The 17,293-nt window shown below is 45.5% G+C and carries 14 protein-coding genes; 7 read left to right on the top strand and 7 right to left on the bottom strand.

Features of this window, described 5'->3' with window-relative positions:
• The first annotated feature begins 767 nt into the window (after positions 1-767).
• Positions 768-1,742, top strand: a complete 975-nt coding sequence (locus R7Q48_RS07260) for a DUF1852 domain-containing protein (RefSeq protein ID WP_017636059.1) — start codon at positions 768-770, stop codon at positions 1,740-1,742.
• Between the two features lie 30 nt (positions 1,743-1,772).
• The gene (locus R7Q48_RS07255; RefSeq protein WP_256902931.1) at positions 1,773-2,801 is read left to right on the top strand and encodes a methionine synthase; all 1,029 of its coding nucleotides are present in this window, start codon (positions 1,773-1,775) and stop codon (positions 2,799-2,801) included.
• Positions 2,802-2,891: 90 nt separating this feature from the next.
• Here R7Q48_RS07255 and R7Q48_RS07250 read toward each other — a convergent pair whose 3' ends face one another.
• Positions 2,892-3,911: a DUF2955 domain-containing protein gene (locus tag R7Q48_RS07250; RefSeq protein WP_025509221.1), complete on the bottom strand. Its 1,020-nt coding sequence runs from the start codon at positions 3,909-3,911 to the stop codon at positions 2,892-2,894.
• Between the two features lie 9 nt (positions 3,912-3,920).
• Positions 3,921-4,985, bottom strand: coding sequence for an HlyD family secretion protein (locus R7Q48_RS07245; RefSeq protein WP_025625699.1), 1,065 nt, complete (start codon positions 4,983-4,985; stop codon positions 3,921-3,923).
• A 99-nt stretch (positions 4,986-5,084) separates the two neighbouring features.
• Between R7Q48_RS07245 and R7Q48_RS07240 the strand changes: the two genes are divergently transcribed.
• Positions 5,085-5,945, top strand: a complete 861-nt coding sequence (locus R7Q48_RS07240) for a LysR family transcriptional regulator (protein WP_005376746.1) — start codon at positions 5,085-5,087, stop codon at positions 5,943-5,945.
• A gap of 150 nt (positions 5,946-6,095) precedes the next feature.
• Complete coding sequence (locus tag R7Q48_RS07235; RefSeq protein WP_256902930.1) at positions 6,096-6,638, top strand: isochorismatase family protein; 543 nt, start codon at positions 6,096-6,098, stop codon at positions 6,636-6,638.
• 39 nt (positions 6,639-6,677) lie between these two features.
• Here R7Q48_RS07235 and R7Q48_RS07230 read toward each other — a convergent pair whose 3' ends face one another.
• The 3 genes from R7Q48_RS07230 to R7Q48_RS07220 all read right to left on the bottom strand — a co-directional run bounded on the left by R7Q48_RS07230 (position 6,678) and on the right by R7Q48_RS07220 (position 9,642).
• Positions 6,678-7,574 (bottom strand): 1-aminocyclopropane-1-carboxylate deaminase/D-cysteine desulfhydrase, encoded by an 897-nt coding sequence (locus R7Q48_RS07230; RefSeq protein WP_256902929.1) that lies wholly within the window; start codon positions 7,572-7,574, stop codon positions 6,678-6,680.
• Between the two features lie 107 nt (positions 7,575-7,681).
• Positions 7,682-8,968 (bottom strand): sensor histidine kinase, encoded by a 1,287-nt coding sequence (locus R7Q48_RS07225; RefSeq protein ID WP_170890403.1) that lies wholly within the window; start codon positions 8,966-8,968, stop codon positions 7,682-7,684.
• Positions 8,965-9,642: a response regulator transcription factor gene (locus tag R7Q48_RS07220; RefSeq protein WP_020197905.1), complete on the bottom strand. Its 678-nt coding sequence runs from the start codon at positions 9,640-9,642 to the stop codon at positions 8,965-8,967. The genes R7Q48_RS07225 and R7Q48_RS07220 overlap by 4 nt, the downstream gene beginning before the upstream one ends.
• 152 nt (positions 9,643-9,794) lie before the next feature.
• Between R7Q48_RS07220 and R7Q48_RS07215 the strand changes: the two genes are divergently transcribed.
• The 3 genes from R7Q48_RS07215 to R7Q48_RS07205 are packed head-to-tail and all read left to right on the top strand — an operon-like array spanning position 9,795 to position 12,665.
• Entirely contained in the window at positions 9,795-10,835 is a 1,041-nt protein-coding gene (locus R7Q48_RS07215; RefSeq protein ID WP_017634706.1) for a glycosyltransferase family 2 protein, read from the top strand.
• Between the two features lie 2 nt (positions 10,836-10,837).
• A complete protein-coding gene (locus R7Q48_RS07210; protein ID WP_262592392.1) occupies positions 10,838-12,244 on the top strand; it encodes an ArnT family glycosyltransferase in 1,407 nt (468 codons plus the stop codon).
• Positions 12,245-12,248: 4 nt separating this feature from the next.
• Complete coding sequence (locus R7Q48_RS07205) at positions 12,249-12,665, top strand: GtrA family protein (protein WP_256902927.1); 417 nt, start codon at positions 12,249-12,251, stop codon at positions 12,663-12,665.
• A 132-nt stretch (positions 12,666-12,797) separates the two neighbouring features.
• On the opposite strand, the gene R7Q48_RS07200 is transcribed toward R7Q48_RS07205, so the two are convergent.
• Positions 12,798-13,742: a hypothetical protein gene (locus R7Q48_RS07200; protein WP_256902926.1), complete on the bottom strand. Its 945-nt coding sequence runs from the start codon at positions 13,740-13,742 to the stop codon at positions 12,798-12,800.
• 3 nt (positions 13,743-13,745) lie between these two features.
• Positions 13,746-17,243: a T6SS effector BTH_I2691 family protein gene (locus R7Q48_RS07195; RefSeq protein ID WP_256902925.1), complete on the bottom strand. Its 3,498-nt coding sequence runs from the start codon at positions 17,241-17,243 to the stop codon at positions 13,746-13,748.
• Positions 17,244-17,293: the final 50 nt, after the last annotated feature.

Raw genomic sequence — 17,293 nt, 5'->3', positions numbered from 1 at the left:
TTGTTATACCAAATTAAGTAAAGTATCGTTATGTGGTTATCTCGGGTTTATGGGTTTAATTCAAATTAAAACAGTGATTTATGTTTTTTTTGTTATTATTTTTTAGAGCTTAATGTAATAGTTTAGTGATAAAGTCCGTCAATGAAGTTGCCATGTTCGTGTATGAAGTTATATGTGCTTTTACAGCAGGAAATTAAACTTTACGTTTAAGATGGTAAAGATAGAAAAAGAAATAAATAAGATTATTAAATAATCATGTTTCGAGAATATAAAATGTAACGTACTTCTAATTAAACGAATACTTGAATAAACGATGGAGTGTGAAAAGTGCTATTTAAGTTACGCTGTCCTATATTCCAGTTGGTGCCTTGTTCATACAATGCGTTTTCTCGGCTTAAACTGGTTTATGTACTGCTAATCTCTTATCCGTTTCTTAATTACACATATTGGCAATATGCTCGCCAAGTTACGTGTATTGGTGTCAATGAAAAACAGTATCTACGATAGCTCTCTCAGGGTTGGAACTGCCACTATGAATTTCCTTCATGTTCAATGTGAAACAATACCAATATTACTCAACTCGTGAAGCAAGTATAAAAAAAGGACTGCTCTGGTGTTAGGCACTGCGACGGTCGTTTTTTGTACGAACCGTTCGTCGTAAGTGCTGTGCAACCTAACGATTGGGAAAACCAAAAAACAAAAAATGTCCCCATGCACAGAGTTAGGAAAAGTCTGCTTTATCTAAGGAAATAGGATACCAACTCACGATGAATAACGATTTCACATTTGCTATCAAAAGCATTCGCTTTGATGAGAATTACCAACCATCAGACAACACGCGAATCACTACCAACTTTGCTAATCTGGCTCGCGGAAACTACCGCCGAGAGAATCTGCGCAATGCGCTCCGAATGATCGATAATCGTTTTAATGCGTTGGCATATTGGGATAACGCGCAAGGTGACCGCTACTCAGTTGAACTTGAAATCATCTCTGTTGATATGGATATCCAAGGTAGTGGAGAAGCATTCCCATCGATTGAAGTGCTCAAAACTAACATTGTTGATCACAACACTAACGAGCGCATCGAAGGCATTGTGGGCAATAACTTCTCTTCATACGTTCGTGATTACGACTTTAGCGTTTTGCTGTTGGACCACAACAAAAACCAGCCACAGTTCAGCATCCCAGCGAACTTCGGTGATTTGCATGGCAAACTGTTCAAAGCTTTCGTTAATTCTGAGTCTTATAAACAGCATTTCAAAAAGCTGCCAGTGATTTGTCTGAGCGTATCGGACAACAAGGTATACCGACGCACCGAAAATCAACATCCTGTTTTGGGCTTTGAATATCAGCCGAACGAATCTTCGTTGACGGAGCAGTACTTCAAGAAGATGGGCTTACAGGTGCGCTACTTTATGCCGCCAAACAGCGTTGCACCGTTGGCATTCTACTTCTTCGGTGACTTGTTGAACGATTATTCAAACCTAGAGCTTATCAGTACGATTAGCACGATGGAGACATTCCAGAAGATTTACCGACCTGAGATTTACAATGCCAACGCGGTTGCCGGTAATTGCTACCAGCCAAACTTAAAAAACCTAGACCACTCGCTAACTCAAATCGTTTACGACCGAGAAGAGCGCAGCCAACTGGCGATTGAACAAGGGAAATTTGCCGAGGAGCATTTCATCAAACCTTATCAATCTGTGCTTGAACAATGGTCTGCAAATTACGCGTAAAAGATAACGAGAATCTAGAAAGGAATGACGATGAAAACACTATTACCGACTTCAACGGCTGGCAGCTTACCGAAACCTTCTTGGCTGGCCGAACCAGAAAAACTTTGGTCACCGTGGAAACTGCAAGGTGAAGAACTGATTGATGGCAAACGCGATGCGCTACGCGTCGCTTTGCAAGAGCAAGAATTGGCAGGCGTTGATATCGTCAGTGATGGAGAGCAAACTCGGCAACATTTTGTGACGACCTTTATTGAGCATTTAAGCGGCGTAGATTTTGAAAACCGCAAAACGGTGACTATTCGCAACCGTTATGAAGCAAGTGTTCCGACTGTGGTTGGCCCAGTAAGCCGCACAAAGTCCGTGTTTGTTGAAGATGCCAAGTTCTTGCGTCAGCAAACTAAGCAACCTATCAAGTGGGCGCTGCCAGGCCCTATGACGATGATCGACACACTTTATGATGATCATTACGGTAGCCGTGAAAAGCTGGCTTGGGAATTTGCAAAGATCCTCAACCAAGAAGCGAAAGAGCTTGAAGCGGCGGGTGTCGACATTATTCAATTCGATGAACCTGCGTTCAATGTGTTTTTCGATGATGTGAACGAATGGGGCATTGCGTGTTTAGAGCGTGCGATTGAAGGGCTGAAATGTGAAACTGCAGTGCACATCTGCTATGGCTACGGCATCAAAGCGAATACAGATTGGAAGCAAACGCTAGGCACTGAATGGCGACAATACGAAGAAGTATTCCCTAAATTGCAGCAGTCAAATATCGATATTATCTCGCTTGAGTGTCATAACTCACGAGTGCCTATTGAGTTACTTGAGTTGATTCGCGGTAAGAAGGTGATGGTTGGTGCGATTGACGTCGCTACCAACGAAATTGAAACGCCAGAAGAAGTGGCGAACACACTGCGAGAGGCGTTGAAGTACGTTGATGCCGACAAGCTTTACCCATGTACCAACTGCGGTATGGCGCCTTTGTCTCGTGAAGTATCGACCGCTAAGCTCAATGCGTTAAGTGCGGGTGCGGAGATTGTTCGTAGAGAGCTGTCTGCTTAAGTTATTCAAAATATTTTCCCCTTAGATAAACAAAAAAACCAAGAGCTCGGTTCTTGGTTTTTTTCTTAAAACAGACGTTGTAACTTCGCGCTAGTTCATTTCTAGCTGTCGAACTTCAGGATGCTTTAGCAACATCACACGAATCCAGTGATGCACCACCCACATCACCATCGCGGTGAGCAGAACCGCAACGAAAATCGAGCTGAAACGGTACAAGATCGAAAAGAACGCGTCTTTTTGTTCTGGCACCAACGAGGTCGTCAGCGGAACCGATAGGGCAGACATGGCAGAAAACGCGATAGCCGCTTTAATTTGCCCCTTGGTGAGCCACAAGCAGAATGGCCCCATCGCAATGGTAAAGGCGAGCCAAAAGAGTAGCCCATGCCCATACCAACTGCCCAATATGAGCTGAACAGCCATCCCTGCGATGCAGCCTAGTGCGGTGCCGATGATGCGAATTTTTGCCATGGCGAGCGAGCCCGCTAAAGTCATTGGGGTTAGGATGATCAAAATGGAAGCTTGTGCGGATAGCGAGTCATATAAGTCCGCTACTTGGAATACGATAAACGCAGCCATCGCCACTACCCAACCCATAGCAACTTGGCTGATGTAGTCAATATCGCTTTTTACTGGGGTCGACATCTCAAGGTGCTCGGCGGGGGATTTTGGCTCCGGGAACAACCAATACGCGAATGCGCAAACAAAAATATTGCTGAACGCCATCACCCACATGTTGACGTTGAACTCTTCAATATCCATGAAGTTATAGCTGGCAAAATTCAACACAATTGAACCCACCAACAACCCCATGTAACCAAACAAATAGGTTTTCTGGTTCATCATTGCAATGCACTTGAACAGCATCATAATTCCGACGGCAACGGTCATTAATGTTGGATGAAACTGCAAGTATTCCAGCAAAAATGTGGCTTGTATGGTTGTCCACACAGCAGAGAAAAACACGATCAATAAAGCCGAAAGATTAAAGTGGTCCATTCTGCCCAAAATAAACAACGGCATCATGATGGCAAAAAATCCGTAAGACCAACCGAAGACCATGCTTAGCGCGAGCCCTAAAGAGCAGCCGAACCAAATTCGTAAGGTTTTCATTGTCGCCGCCTAGTAAATGAAGTGGAACCAGCTTGCGAGGTGAATCTGTGCTTGCGCCATCAACTGCCAGAAAATGCTGTTGTCTGGGTACAAAACAATGGTAGCGCGAGAGCCGACAAACAGTGCTGGTGGTAACTCTTCGCTGCTGGTTAGGTTCACTCGTGTACGCTGCGCATCACGTACCCAGCGGTTGTTCACTTCCACTTTGGTTAGTGCGCCATTAGGCGTTTGTTGTGCGGCTGCTACACCGTAATCGCGGCTAGCTAAATCAAAGTCGTACACCGAACCTGGGTTGGCATCAAATGTGACCAAGGCGTGGAAAGTCTTGTCTACGCTCGCGACGGACTTTTCACGAAAATCAGCGGCTACCCAGAGTGATCCTGTTGGTACAAATGTCAGCAATGGCATGTTGGTGTTTGCCATCGTGCCAACTTCTAGTTGCAGGTTGGTCACAACACCATCACTGGGAGCGAGTACCGCGGTATTTGCCAAATCAAGTTGCGCCTTTTCGATGCCGTTTTTGGCAATTCGAACGGCGGTGCTTTGACCTTTTTGATCGCCTAATTGCGCCTCAATGACTTTTAAGTTTTGTCGTTCCGCTTTAAGCGCTGCACGTGATACCTGATTTTGGGCAAAGGCATTATCGAGTGTCGATTGAGAGATGACTTTCTGCTTCGATAACGTCAGTAAGCGGTTGTATTCGCGGTGTGCATTATCAAATGTCGCTTGTGCGCGGGCAATATTGGCAAGAGCGGCTTCGCGTTGAGAATACAGCGTTGCTTCTTTTTCATAAGCGGATTGCAGAGACAGCTCCGCCTGTTCAAGTGCTATTTTGTATTTACGATCATCAATCGTAAACAACACATCGCCTTTTTGAACGGACTGGTTATTCTCGATGAGAACGTCGGTCACTTTACCAGATACCTCGGGCGCGACTTGGACAACGTATCCTTGCACTCGTCCTTCGGTCGTTAAGGGGGCGTGGCGGTCAGCAATGATAATGTACAAAAATAGTACGATGAACAGGACAATCAAAGTTCGCATCCAGTGTTTGAATTTTTGGTCAGCCGTCATTACAAGTTCCGTTAAACATATTGGATAGCGGATTATAGAGAAGTTACTCACAATTCAGTAGAATGATAATACGAACATAAATGACCTAAAAATAGGACAATGAACGTTAGTTTTGATGATATTTACCTATTCACTCAGACGGTGGTTCACGGCGGTATAAGTGCAGCGGCAGAGGCGAATCAACTACAACGCTCAAAAGTGAGTCGTCGCCTGCAAGAATTAGAGAAATCGCTCGGGGTACAGCTTTTGATCCGCACAACACGCAGCATTGAGTTGACGGAGCACGGGAAACGCTTGTTTGAGTTGGTGGGGCAGCCTATTGACCATATTCAGCAAGGTTTAAATGCCATGCACGAATATCAACAAGAGCTGACGGGCAAGGTGCGTTTAGCCATTCCTTCCGCATTGATGAGCTCTGCCGCGTTTAACGCGATCATCACCGAGTACACAACGCGGTATCCGGAGATTTCGGTCGAGATTGAAAACCATCAAGAGAGTGTCGATCTTAAGCGTCAATCGTTTGATTTACAGCTTCTTCCGAGCGTGGTCAAAGTCACCGATGACAGCTATGTGCAGTTCAGTCTTTTGCCTTATCGTAGTCACTTTGTTGCGTCAAAAGCCTATCTAGAATCGCATCCGCCAGTAAAAACGGTGGAAGATCTTAAGCAGCATCGCCTTTTAACTAATCGTTACAATGCCGATTTGCTCGATTCAGATCTGCATGTGGCGTTGCGCTCGGACGACCTCAACTTGCTGCGCTCGATGGCGATAGCAGGAAACGGCATCGCGTTTATTCCTCAAATTCATTCCAAGCCTGCACTGAGAGACGGTTTGTTGGTCGAGGTGCTGCCTCAATTTGCGCATCCGAAGCAGCATCTTACTCTGATTTATCCCTCGGCCTTATTTCTGCCCAATAAAGTCAAAGCCTTGATTGAGCTAATTCGAGAGAAATTTAAATAGTCAGTTCAAACCACTCTTAACTAAGAGCAAATGTGTGAGCGAAGGTCATCTTTCTAGGTTTTAGTGCTCTAACATGAAAGGATTCTGATACATTAACTGTTGCTCAACTTGTTGAGTATGGTTTGTGGTCACACAAGATAGGAGATGGAAATGTTATCGAAAGGAAACACGGGCCTGATTGTGGTGGATGTTCAGGGCAAACTCGCTACATTAATGCATGAAAGCGACGCACTGATTGAAAATATCACGAAACTGGTAAAGGGCGCCAAAGCACTAGATTTGCCTATTCTGTGGCTAGAACAGAATCCAGAAAGGTTGGGCCCAACCGCGGAGCCGATTCGTGAAGTGCTTGAAAGCACGTATTTACCTATTACCAAGTACACGTTTGATGGTTGCAAAGAGGCGACGTTTAAGGTCGCGGTGGAGAACGCGAAAGTGGATACCTGGTTGGTTTGCGGTATTGAATCCCACATTTGCGTCTATCAAACCGCGGTTTCTCTTAGTCAGTCCGGTTATCGCGTTGAATTAGTCACGGATTGTGTATCTTCCCGAACTGCTGCCAATAAGGCGCTCGCTCTTGCGAAGTTAACCGCTAACGGTGTGGTGCTCACTGGGCTAGAAATGTGTTTGTATGAAATGGTCGAAGATTGCCGAGCACCTGAATTCAAAGAAATTCTGGCGCTCATCAAATAGTGGAATCACTGTAATCAGCAACAACTTTATTTGAACACGCTATTCAAATTCTCGTTGATATCTTGGCAACATCGACTCGTTGCCAAGTAACCCGCCTTGGTGAATGTAAATCACCGTTTTATCTGTGTTCTCTTCCAACCAAGGTGTTAGGCATTGCCACATATACGGGTCGTATAACAGGTCAAATTCGAGGTCGGTTTGCTCAAAGAGCGCTTTCCATGTGATGTAATCTTCTTCGTACAAGCGACCAAAATGGTGTTTGTTGCGGATGGTTAAAATGGTTGGGTGGCTGTTTTCACCGAGCTGGTTGAACTGCTCAGTTAAGTAATCTGCATCGCCTACGCAAGGGCAAGTTAGCACTTCAATGCCGTGTGGACTTAAATGTTTATGAAGATATAAAGACGTCGTGCCAGTGCCTGATGGCAGGGCAACCGCAAACTGCTCTTTACCTCTCAATCGCGTCCAATCAAGAATTTCTCGTGCTAACTGTTTGATGCCAGCTTCAGCGAGGTGGGAACGTCCACCCTCTGGAATAAGCAATGTCGACTCATCTAATCTTCGTACCTGGTGGATGTATTCACTAGGGTGGAGTTCGCTACCGATGTCTTGCATGGCGGTGATTTTCATACCCAAATCGAGAGCGCCGCGATAGTTTCCGATGGGGGAGCTTTTTAGCCAAGATGGAATGTGATGAACATAAAACTCAAATGCCCAACCTTTAATCTGGGCGAGAGCCGCTAGCGAATACATCGCGTTGGATTGAGCAGAGCCGTAACTGATGAGGGTTTTGATGTCGCTGTTTTGCGTTTCCATCAACGCCATAAACTTACGTGCTTTGTTCCCAGAAAAGTGAGAATGCAGCATGTCATCACGCTTAAGAAAAAACGTATGACCGTTGAAGTTGTGTTGAGTTATCGGGCTTTCAGAGAGTTTCATGTGACTGCTGACGTGTCCAACCACGCGACCTTGCCGTTAAAAAGGGCGCGTAGTGTAACGCCATTAAACCCAGATAAAAAGTCTGTGTTTCAGTACAACCATTTCGGTTATTCCTGATGCTCTGACGCAAGATCAATTACTGCCTCACAACCACCTTCTGGATGTGTACCAATCTTAAATTGCCAGCCATAGCGTTGGCACAAATCATCCACAATCATCAAACCTAATCCGTGCCCATCTGAGTGCGGAATGGTCGAAAAGCCTTCACCTTCATCGCGCACCGAGATGGTGTTTTCATCCATGCTGATATGAATTGATCCCGATGGTGTCGCGGCGATGCCGTTGCGAATCAAGTTACCAAGAATAATGGTCAACACGGCATTGGTTGCGCGCGTTCTTGGGTTGCCGTCGATCTGTACATCAAAATTGAGTGCTTTCTCATCCGCCTGAGCTTGGCTTTGGAAGATGATTTGGTTGAGTTCTTCTTCGGTGATGCTGCGCACTGGTGAATCATCTGCATTACGCTCGTAACGCACTAAGCCGAGTAGGGCATCCACCATAGTCGACATTTGCTGCGTCGCATCTTGTATTCGGTTCACTTGGCGGGTTTGGAAATCCGTGTTCGCACTTCTCGCCAATAAGCTACTTGAGCCTTTCATCACGGTTAACGGTGTACGCAGTTCATGGCTTGCGTATCGTGCAAAGGCTTGCTCACGCTTGATGACTTGGTTGATTTTGTGGCGATACTCATTCAACTCATCCGCGAGGGTTTGGAACTCTTTGGCTGATCCCTCTGGCACGCTAAAAGTCTGCGTAGCATCGCCTTGGTGATGATCGAGTTGAGTTTTAAGCGCATTGACGGGTTCAATCAAGCGCTGTGATAAACGCAGCAACAGACTGCCAAATAGGAACACCAGGACGGCGACAATGGACAACACCATAGCAACGACGAGAATGAATTCCTCTGAGGTGATCTCGATTTCATCAATCAAGGAAACCAGAATCACAGGATGTTCAACGCCTTTGTAGGTGTAAGTGCTCATGTAAACCATGCGCGAGTATTCACCGTCTTCTACTTCATCAAGAAAGTGCTTTTGACCAATCAGGTATTTTTGGTAGCGCTCGGCAACCAATGAGATGTCGTTGTATGCAGTGGTGAGCAGGTCAAGCTGAATACTGCCTTGCTCTGGGTGGGACTGGAAATGTTCAATCGCTTCTTTTTTGTCGACCATAATACGACGCTCGCCGACACGGTCTTCAGACCAAAGCAGGGAGCCGGTAATCAACAAAAAGCAGAAGATGCCGATCACGACCGACACAAAAGAGAAAAACAGAGCGAGTCGCCCTGTCATACTTTGTGTGCTTTGCGTGCTAGCAAGTAAGCGATTGATCATGCAACTGTCTCCAAGCGGAAGCCAACTTTCGGCACGGTGATCAGCACATGTTGTTCAAATGGCTTATCAAGTTGGTTGCGAAGTTGGTAAATGTGGCTGCGCAGAACGTCGTTGTTCGGCTCGTTCTCTTGCCATAGTTGGAAGGCGATTTCTTCACGTGTTACTACGTCTGGCGCGCTTTTCACAAGCATTTCCAGAATGGTGTAAGTGGTGGGGTTTAGCGCCAACAGTTTATCTTGGCGGTAAGCTTTACGCGTTTTTTGGTCGATAGAGACTTCGCCATATTCCAACTTGCTCGACGCGACAGTGCCGCGGTAACGGCGGATCAGTGCCATCATGCGCGCTTCAAGAATATCCAGATCGAAAGGCTTGGTCAGATAGTCGTCCGCACCGTGTTGGAAGCCTTTTAGCATATCGTCACGGCTATCGAGTGCTGTCAGCATAAGCACTGGTGTGTTGTTGCCCGCGTCGCGAAGTTTATTACACATGGTCAGGCCATCCATGCGTGGCAGCATGAGATCGAGCAAGATGATGTCGAAGGTGTTTTCCATCGCTAGTTTCAGGCCGAGTTCGCCGTTGTCTGCATAATCGAGTTCCATACCTGCACACTCAAAATAATCGAACAGCATGCCTGCAATTTCTCGATTATCTTCGACTAAAAGTACGCGTTTCATGTATTTCTCTCCAAGTGGGCAGGTGTTCGAAAATAAGACTTCGTCTTAACCGAACATTATTCACTAAGGACGTGAAAAAGATGTCAATAACATCTCTTTCACGTTGATGTTTGTAGACTGGATTCATTCATCGGATTTAGTGGAAGAGTAGCATGTCAACCTTCAACATTCACGCTGCAACCTTTTCAAAGGTGAGCCAACACACTGAGCCTAAAACAGTTTTGTCTGTTGTGGTGCCATTCTTTAACGAGCAAGAAGTCTTACCTGAATTTCATCGTCGTTTAGCCGCCGTTTTGGATGAAATGCCAGAACGCTGTGAAATCGTTTATGTGGACGACGGCAGCAAAGACGAGAGCCTAATGATCGCGCAAAACTTTTCTCAATCTTCTAGCGACGTTCGTTGTATTGCACTAAGCCGTAACTTCGGCAAAGAGTCCGCCATGAGTGCGGGTCTGGAACACTGTCAAGGTGAAGCGGTGATCGTGATTGATGCCGACTTGCAAGACCCGCCTGAGTTGATCCCGCAAATGGTATCAAAATGGCGTGAAGGGTATGACGTGGTGAACATGCAGCGCAGCGAGCGCCACGGTGAAACTTGGTTCAAACGCTTCTCGGCCGCTTGCTTTTACAAAGTGCTTAACAGCATGGCGAAATTGGATGTGCCTGAGAACGTGGGCGATTTCCGTCTACTGAGCGCAAAAGTGGTTAAGCACATCAATGCGCTGCCAGAACGTAACCGATACATGAAGGGCATTTTTTCTTGGCCGGGTTTCAAGCAAGTGACGGTTCAGTTTGAGCGTGACGCTCGTTTCTGTGGTGAGACCAAATGGAACTATCTCAAGCTGATTGGCCTTGCAATGGACGGCATTACCTCGTTTTCCATTCGCCCTTTGCGCTTAGCGACACTTGCTGGTGCGTTAGTGGCGTTCAGTGCCTTTATCTATGGCGCATTCATAGTGATGAAAACCGTTGTGTTTGGTGAACCCGTCACTGGTTACCCATCCATGATGGTCGTCCAACTTGCCTTGGGCGGTGTGCAACTGCTGTCGATTGGCCTTTTGGGCGAGTACATTGGCCGCATTTTTGTCGAGACCAAGCAACGTCCTCTTTATCTTGTTCAGTCCGTTTACGAGCAGCCTGCAAAACATCAATCCATCCAAACCATGAAGTTTAAACTTGGAGAAACCGCGTAATCATGAGTATTAATAAAACCCATTTGTGGTTGTTGTTGGCGTTTGCTCTTTTACTCCGTCTTATTTCACTTGCTGCTTACCCTTTGATGGACACCACAGAAGCCCGCTACGGCGAAATGGCGCGCTTAATGGTGGAAACCGGCAATTGGCTTACCCCACAGTTTGATTACGGCGTGCCTTTTTGGGGGAAGCCCCCCCTGTTCACGTGGATGAGTGCTTACGGCATTGAGCTGTTTGGATTGAATGAATTTGCAGTGCGCGCGCCTCATTGGTTAGCGGGTGTTGCGACGATTGTTTTTGTTGCTTTCATGGCGCATCGTGCAGGCTTTAATGCTGTCATCGCAGCGTTGGTACTGGCGACGTGTGGCATCTTTTCAATTGCGGCGGGTGCGGTGATGACAGACATGGCACTGACGTTGGCAATGACGATGGCGATGGTTGGTTTTTACTATTGCTGGCTTGGCAAAGACAAACACAGCCGATTGTGGGGTTACCTCGGTTTCTTTGGCTTGGCTTGCGGGCTGTTAGCGAAAGGTCCAGTGGCGATCGTGATCATGGGCATCGCAGTATTTCCTTGGCTTGTGATTCAGCATGGTTTCTTTGGTGCCTTAAAAGCCTTGTGGCAGCGTTTTCCAATTGTGTCGGGGTTGGCGCTCATGCTGGCGATTGCTCTACCTTGGTACATCATGGCTGAAGTGGCGACGCCTGGATTTATTGATTACTTCATTGTTGGCGAGCACTTTAAGCGTTTTGTTGTCAGCGGTTGGGAAGGGGATCTGTATGGTTCTGCTCATGATCAACCACGTGGGATGATCTGGGTATTCTGGCTACAGTCGGCTGCGCCTTGGTCAATTGTATTGCCTATCTTGGCGTGGAAACGTCGTAAGGTACTCAAAGCCATTGAAACCGATCATCAAGGTTTGTTTAGCTTCCTGATGTGTTGGCTGATTTCTCCAATGATCTTGTTCACCATGGCTGGGAATATTTTGCCTGCTTACGTGCTACCGGGTGTGCCTGCGTTGGGTATCTTGATTGCAATGCTGGTGGATAAACACGATTTCAAATGGTTGACCGGAACGGCAGCGGTGTTGCCAGCCCTGCTTATGATTGCGATGTTGGTTTTGAATATGGGCAAAGCAGATAGCCGCAGCGACCGCATAATCTTCGCGCAAATTAATGACAACGCTCCGGTCTTTTATATTGGTAAGCGCCCGTTCTCAGGCCAGTTCTATAGTCATGGTCAGGCGAAAAAGCTTGAAGATAAGAATGACTTAAACAATCTGAAGAAATTCCACCTGATTGGTAAATCGCAGCAAGTGGATAGCATGATTCATGAAAATGCGTTGAGTTGTACCAACGAGTTCACAGCAAAATCGAAACGCTCACTCTACACCTGTGTGGTTGGATAACGGAATGCGCAAATTACCAAAATTTGCTTCGCTGGAAAGGTTTGCTTCGTTAACAAGGTTTGCTCTGGTAGGTGGTGTCGGCTTTATGGTCGACACCCTTATCTTTTCTGTGTTGTTCCATTGGTTTGGTCTGGAGTTGATGCTGGCTCGTGGGATAGCATTTTTGTTTGCAGCAACCACGACTTGGCTTGGCAATCGCTGGCTGACTTTCTCTCAAGCAGAAAAAACCAACCCTTTCGCTCAATGGCAAAAATTTATGGCGAGTGCCTGTATCAGTGCTTTGCCGAACTTTATTGTGTTCAAAGGCGCAACGCTCGCGCTAGGAACGCAAGGGGTGATGGTCTATTTGGCTTTGATCTTAGGCATATTGGCAGGCATGGTGAGTAACTATTTACTCAGTGCAAAATGGGTGTTTAGTTGAGGATAGAAGGTTCGGGCTTACTCTCCTATCCTCGAGTTAAAAATTCGTTATTTGAACCAATTTTTCTTTTTGTACATCAGAGTAAACCTAAAGCTTTTCATGGGGGGATGTAAAAGGTAAACAAGCCAAGGTTTATACCTTGGCTGCCGTTAGTTCAGATTTTGATTTTTCAATCTCAGATTCCGTTTGCCACTTGCCGTTGTAAAGGTATTCACGCTCAGGAAGTGGGGCATTTGACGCCCTTAAATCAAATACCTCTTCGGTTTGATATTCTCTACTACAAACCGGAATACTAAAGAGCCTTGATTCTGGCTTTGCTTCAAACAACTTTTTATGGTCATCGACCTCGGTACAATTCAGTTTGTAGACCTTTGACAGTTGCGCGACCATGGATTCTAAATCCGCTTCAGTTTTAAAGAAAACATAACAATCTGATCTATCTTGTGAGCGAAAGATAGTCTTATGAGCAGTATCTCGATATCTGCATATGTCATGCTTAAAATAGAACTGGATCACTTTCCTTTTTTTATTGTAGTCCGCAAACAGCCAATCCTCACGCTCTCCGATTCTCACTTCTGTTGGTTCATCTGGTTGGCGTTTAAGCATTTTAAAGGAGACTAATATAAAAGCACCTGCACCTGCTAACGCCATCGGGCCAACCATCGCTACCATCACCACACATACCACTGCACCTATCCAGCCAACGGCTTGCGTGGCGGTATTCACCCACTTAGGCATGTTGCGACGTTTCTTCATCACAAAGCCTTTGTCAGAAAAAATATAGTCATAGCGATAGTCGAGGCCAATCGTAAGGTAAAAGGCTCCAGACACCATCACCGATAAAATAAAAGAAAAAATAGTTACGTCAACCGTGTCACTCGTATGTATAAACAAAGTTAATAGGAATGGAGCGATCACAAATGGAAACGCAAAAAGTTTAAAGTAATAGCGAAATGGTTCCTCTACATCATACTTATGCCATGTTCTGACGTTATCGCCTGCGAGTATTTCTTGCTCTTGTGCCTCTTGATAAACTGCCAACTCTTCTGGGGTGACGTAAAATGGTGAATATGCCAAGGGTTACTCCTTAAAACCTAATGTGCCAACAACGGTGGTGAGTGATTTTTTAATGATATTTTGTTTGGTATTGTCTGAAATCACGCGATAAGTTGCACTCTGTTTTACGCTATTTTGGAACCAATACTCACGCTTTGATGGAGCATCATCTTCCGTATCGTACACCACTTGCATTGCAAGGTAATGGTCTACTTCTGTGATTGGCAATGCTACCTTGTACACCACCAATTCGGCACTAGCTAGGTCTTGAGTTTTAAGAGTGACTAAATCTGCGTTTTGATGCCACGAGCCGGACGTCAAATCATCTTCTGTTGCCTTGCTGTTAGTACTCACCATAATACCATTCGTTGCAGCGCGCCGTGGCAGCTGAATATGCACTTCCAAGCCAACTAACTCACGATGTGTATAGCCTGGATAAGCCTGTATATTTTCAATAGGTTGATGGTATACCGTAGGCTGTTGAATAATAGATTGTAAGTCAAACAGCGCTTGCTGCACTAATGCTGAATTATGCTTCTCTCTTTCGGGCAAGCTCGAAGATTGGCTCCACTGAGTGCGAGCAGGGTGATAACCCCAAGGCAGTTTATCTAACCATTTTTGGAAATCATCTTGTTTCAGTTTATTCAACTTATAATTGATGGCTAAGTATGTAACTGTAAGAATAACTAAAGCTGCCGTTACCGGGCCACCAAAAAGCAAGTTAGTCGAAAAAGTACCAGTAGAGGCTCCTAAGAACTGAAACGCACCAATCGCACCAGTTAAACCAAGTGTTACGGTATTCGCTAAATATAATTTGCTTTCGAGGCCATAAACGTTATCGATACTCTGCCAAGAACGGTAAGCCTCAATACCTGAAGCCAGCGCTCCTAAAGCCCCTGTAATCGCAAGCCATTTATTAAATACTTTTAAGTCATCAAGAATCAGGTTTTCAAAGCCTTTTGTATTTCGATCTACTAACTTTTTTAGAGTTTTTAGCGAGTGCTCTCTGAGTTCGTCACTTCCCTTAACCTTATCCCAATACTTACCCGTACGAATACCCGTCCAAGCGTTTGCTGTATAAAAAAGCTTTTGCTGAATATCTAAAAATTCATCTGAGGATGTTAACCCTGTGTCTTGGATACTGCTCATGGCATCACCAAGCGCGATGCAGTTAAATACTAATGCCATAAAGCCTAGACCACCGGCATTCTCGAACAGTTTATTCAAATCATCGAGCTTATTCATCACGAGCCGCGTTTTAAGCTCGACGGTTCTTTGTGGTAGATCATCGGGTAATTCAATACGCTGTGGGTACTCCAATGTAGCCACAGCGAGTGCCTTCTTAATTCTCTTTTTATTTTTTAAAGCTGTTGTGTATTTAGAGTCGGCTTTGCGGTTGTTTTTCTGGAAGTCAGCAATGACCGCATCGTTTTTCTTGAGCTCACTTGGGTAATCATTTACGCGTGTTTTCCATTTTTTAAAATCGCGAGCGTAGCTTTCATTTAAAGTAACTGGCATATTGTGTGCCATATGCTCTGCTATAACAGCAAACAGATAATAGCTCTGACGGTTCAGAGGTTTAGCGAAAACAGGCATCAGCATAATCGATGCTTGTGAGGTCAAGCTAACGCCAAACTCTACAACGCCTTTTGCAAGCGCACCTATTGCAGATTTAAAAATAATATCCAGCTCTTGGAAACCTTTGGCGATATCTTTGAGAAAGGCTGTTTCCGCAGTGTTTGGGTTGGAAACAAAGTCCATGATCTTAGAGTACATATTCACGCGGTTGCTGGTATCAGATATCTGGTCCATCAACTGATTCTCAGGATCAGGATTTTCTGAGGCGATCGACTGTTCATCAAGCGCCTCTGTAATATTCTTCTCCATCACTTTAAATAAACTACGACTAAACCCAGAGGCATAGAGAGCAAGTAAACTGGTTGGTTTCTCCCATTGGCTTTCAGCCCATTGGCGGTCTTCTTCTTGTATCACCAAAGTAAATGACTCAACGGCTTGCTTGTGCAGTTGATACAAGCTGTACTGCGTGTCTTCGCTGTATAGGTCGAAGGTTCTTTCAAGATGATGCGGCGTTAAGGACTCCATTACTGCGATAAAGTCGCGTTTGACCGAAACCACTTGGGCTAGCATGGTTTCTTTTTGTTCTGACAGCTCTTGCATCTCGCTCAGCATTTGCTTCCAGTTGAGCTGCTGACGCCAGCGTTCAGTCGCTATCCATTGTTCGTATTTACCAAAACGGCTCGCAGAAATTCGATATTTGTCCTGTATCGCTTTAGCAATGTCACTTTGGGTATGTTGGTGTGATTCAATCGCTCCAGCGGAAAATTTAGCAGGATAGCCGGACTGAACTGAGCTTTTGTTCTGCTCTGCCAAATCAAGTTGGTGAGAGGAGTCATAATAGTCAGCCATGTCGGTATAAAACGACAGCTCTTCGCCGTTACGCTTAACGCTAGGTGGCATGTCTATCTCGTCACTTGCACCAAACATACACAGTTGCATGGCGGTCTGCATCAAGTTCCACTGGTTTGAAAACTGGTCAGTGAAAAGGCGGTAAGGGCTTGCGGCACCAACAAAATGCAGTGACATATCTTGAATGTCTGCGGCGTAATCTTTTATCGCGACGAAGTAGCCTGATTCTTCTTCTGGAATCGCAGAGGTTAAATCGCTTTCGACTGCGACAGGTTTAAAGACAGAACCATCTTCATCTGCTTTGGTGGCGATGCCAGAATCCGCAAAGCGACCATCATTGACGGCAGAAGATTCAATATCAGCGACTTGGGTTAACTTATCTATTGGTGCAATGTTGTGCTGATTCTCGTTTGAGGACAGAACAATGGTTTGCATGCGATCGATATGATTACTCGGATTGTTAAGTACGCGCATGAACGTGTGCCATGTCCAGCGGTGCTCAGAGAAGCAAATCGATAGTACGCTTCCGTTGACGTAAGTAAGAAAGGGCTTTGCATCTTGTGGTGTCCCACGCTGCTCTGATTTTGGGCTTTCTGATTCTCCCAACTTATAGAGCGTGAATTGCGTTCCTTTGATTTCGTATTCGTCTAAGCTTTTGTTGATTGTATCATAGACATACAGCCAACCGTCGCGCAGTTGACGCAGGGTGTAACCAACGGTATTGAGTTTGGCTGGGCCTTGGCCTTTCCATTCTTCAGGCAAACCAAAAGATTGTGTCTCTTCTGTTTCTAGCTGATCGATGGCATAGCGGACTGGGATAAAGTGCGCAGGTGATGCTTCCGTTGCTTCTTTCTCAGTTTTTAAATTGAGAGGCTCTGGTTCAGACGGCGGTGGCGGATCGATTTTTTTTGTTTCTCCCTCCCAAAACATACTGCGCTCTGGGGGTGAGCCAGCAAGATCATCGGATTCCTTGGTTGGAACGATATTCAGCGATTTCAGTGTACCATCGCTTTCAAATGCCTGAACGGCCTCCTCATAGGTATAGCTGTTGTCATACCAGAACATAGAAGTTTTTGGGGGAAGTGGATGATTCATCGTTAGCCCATGTTTAAGAGTTTTACTCTGTTATGCAAATATCGCACCAA

The organism is Vibrio sp. 378 (assembly GCF_033339435.1).
This window is presented reverse-complemented; position numbering and strand designations above follow the sequence as displayed.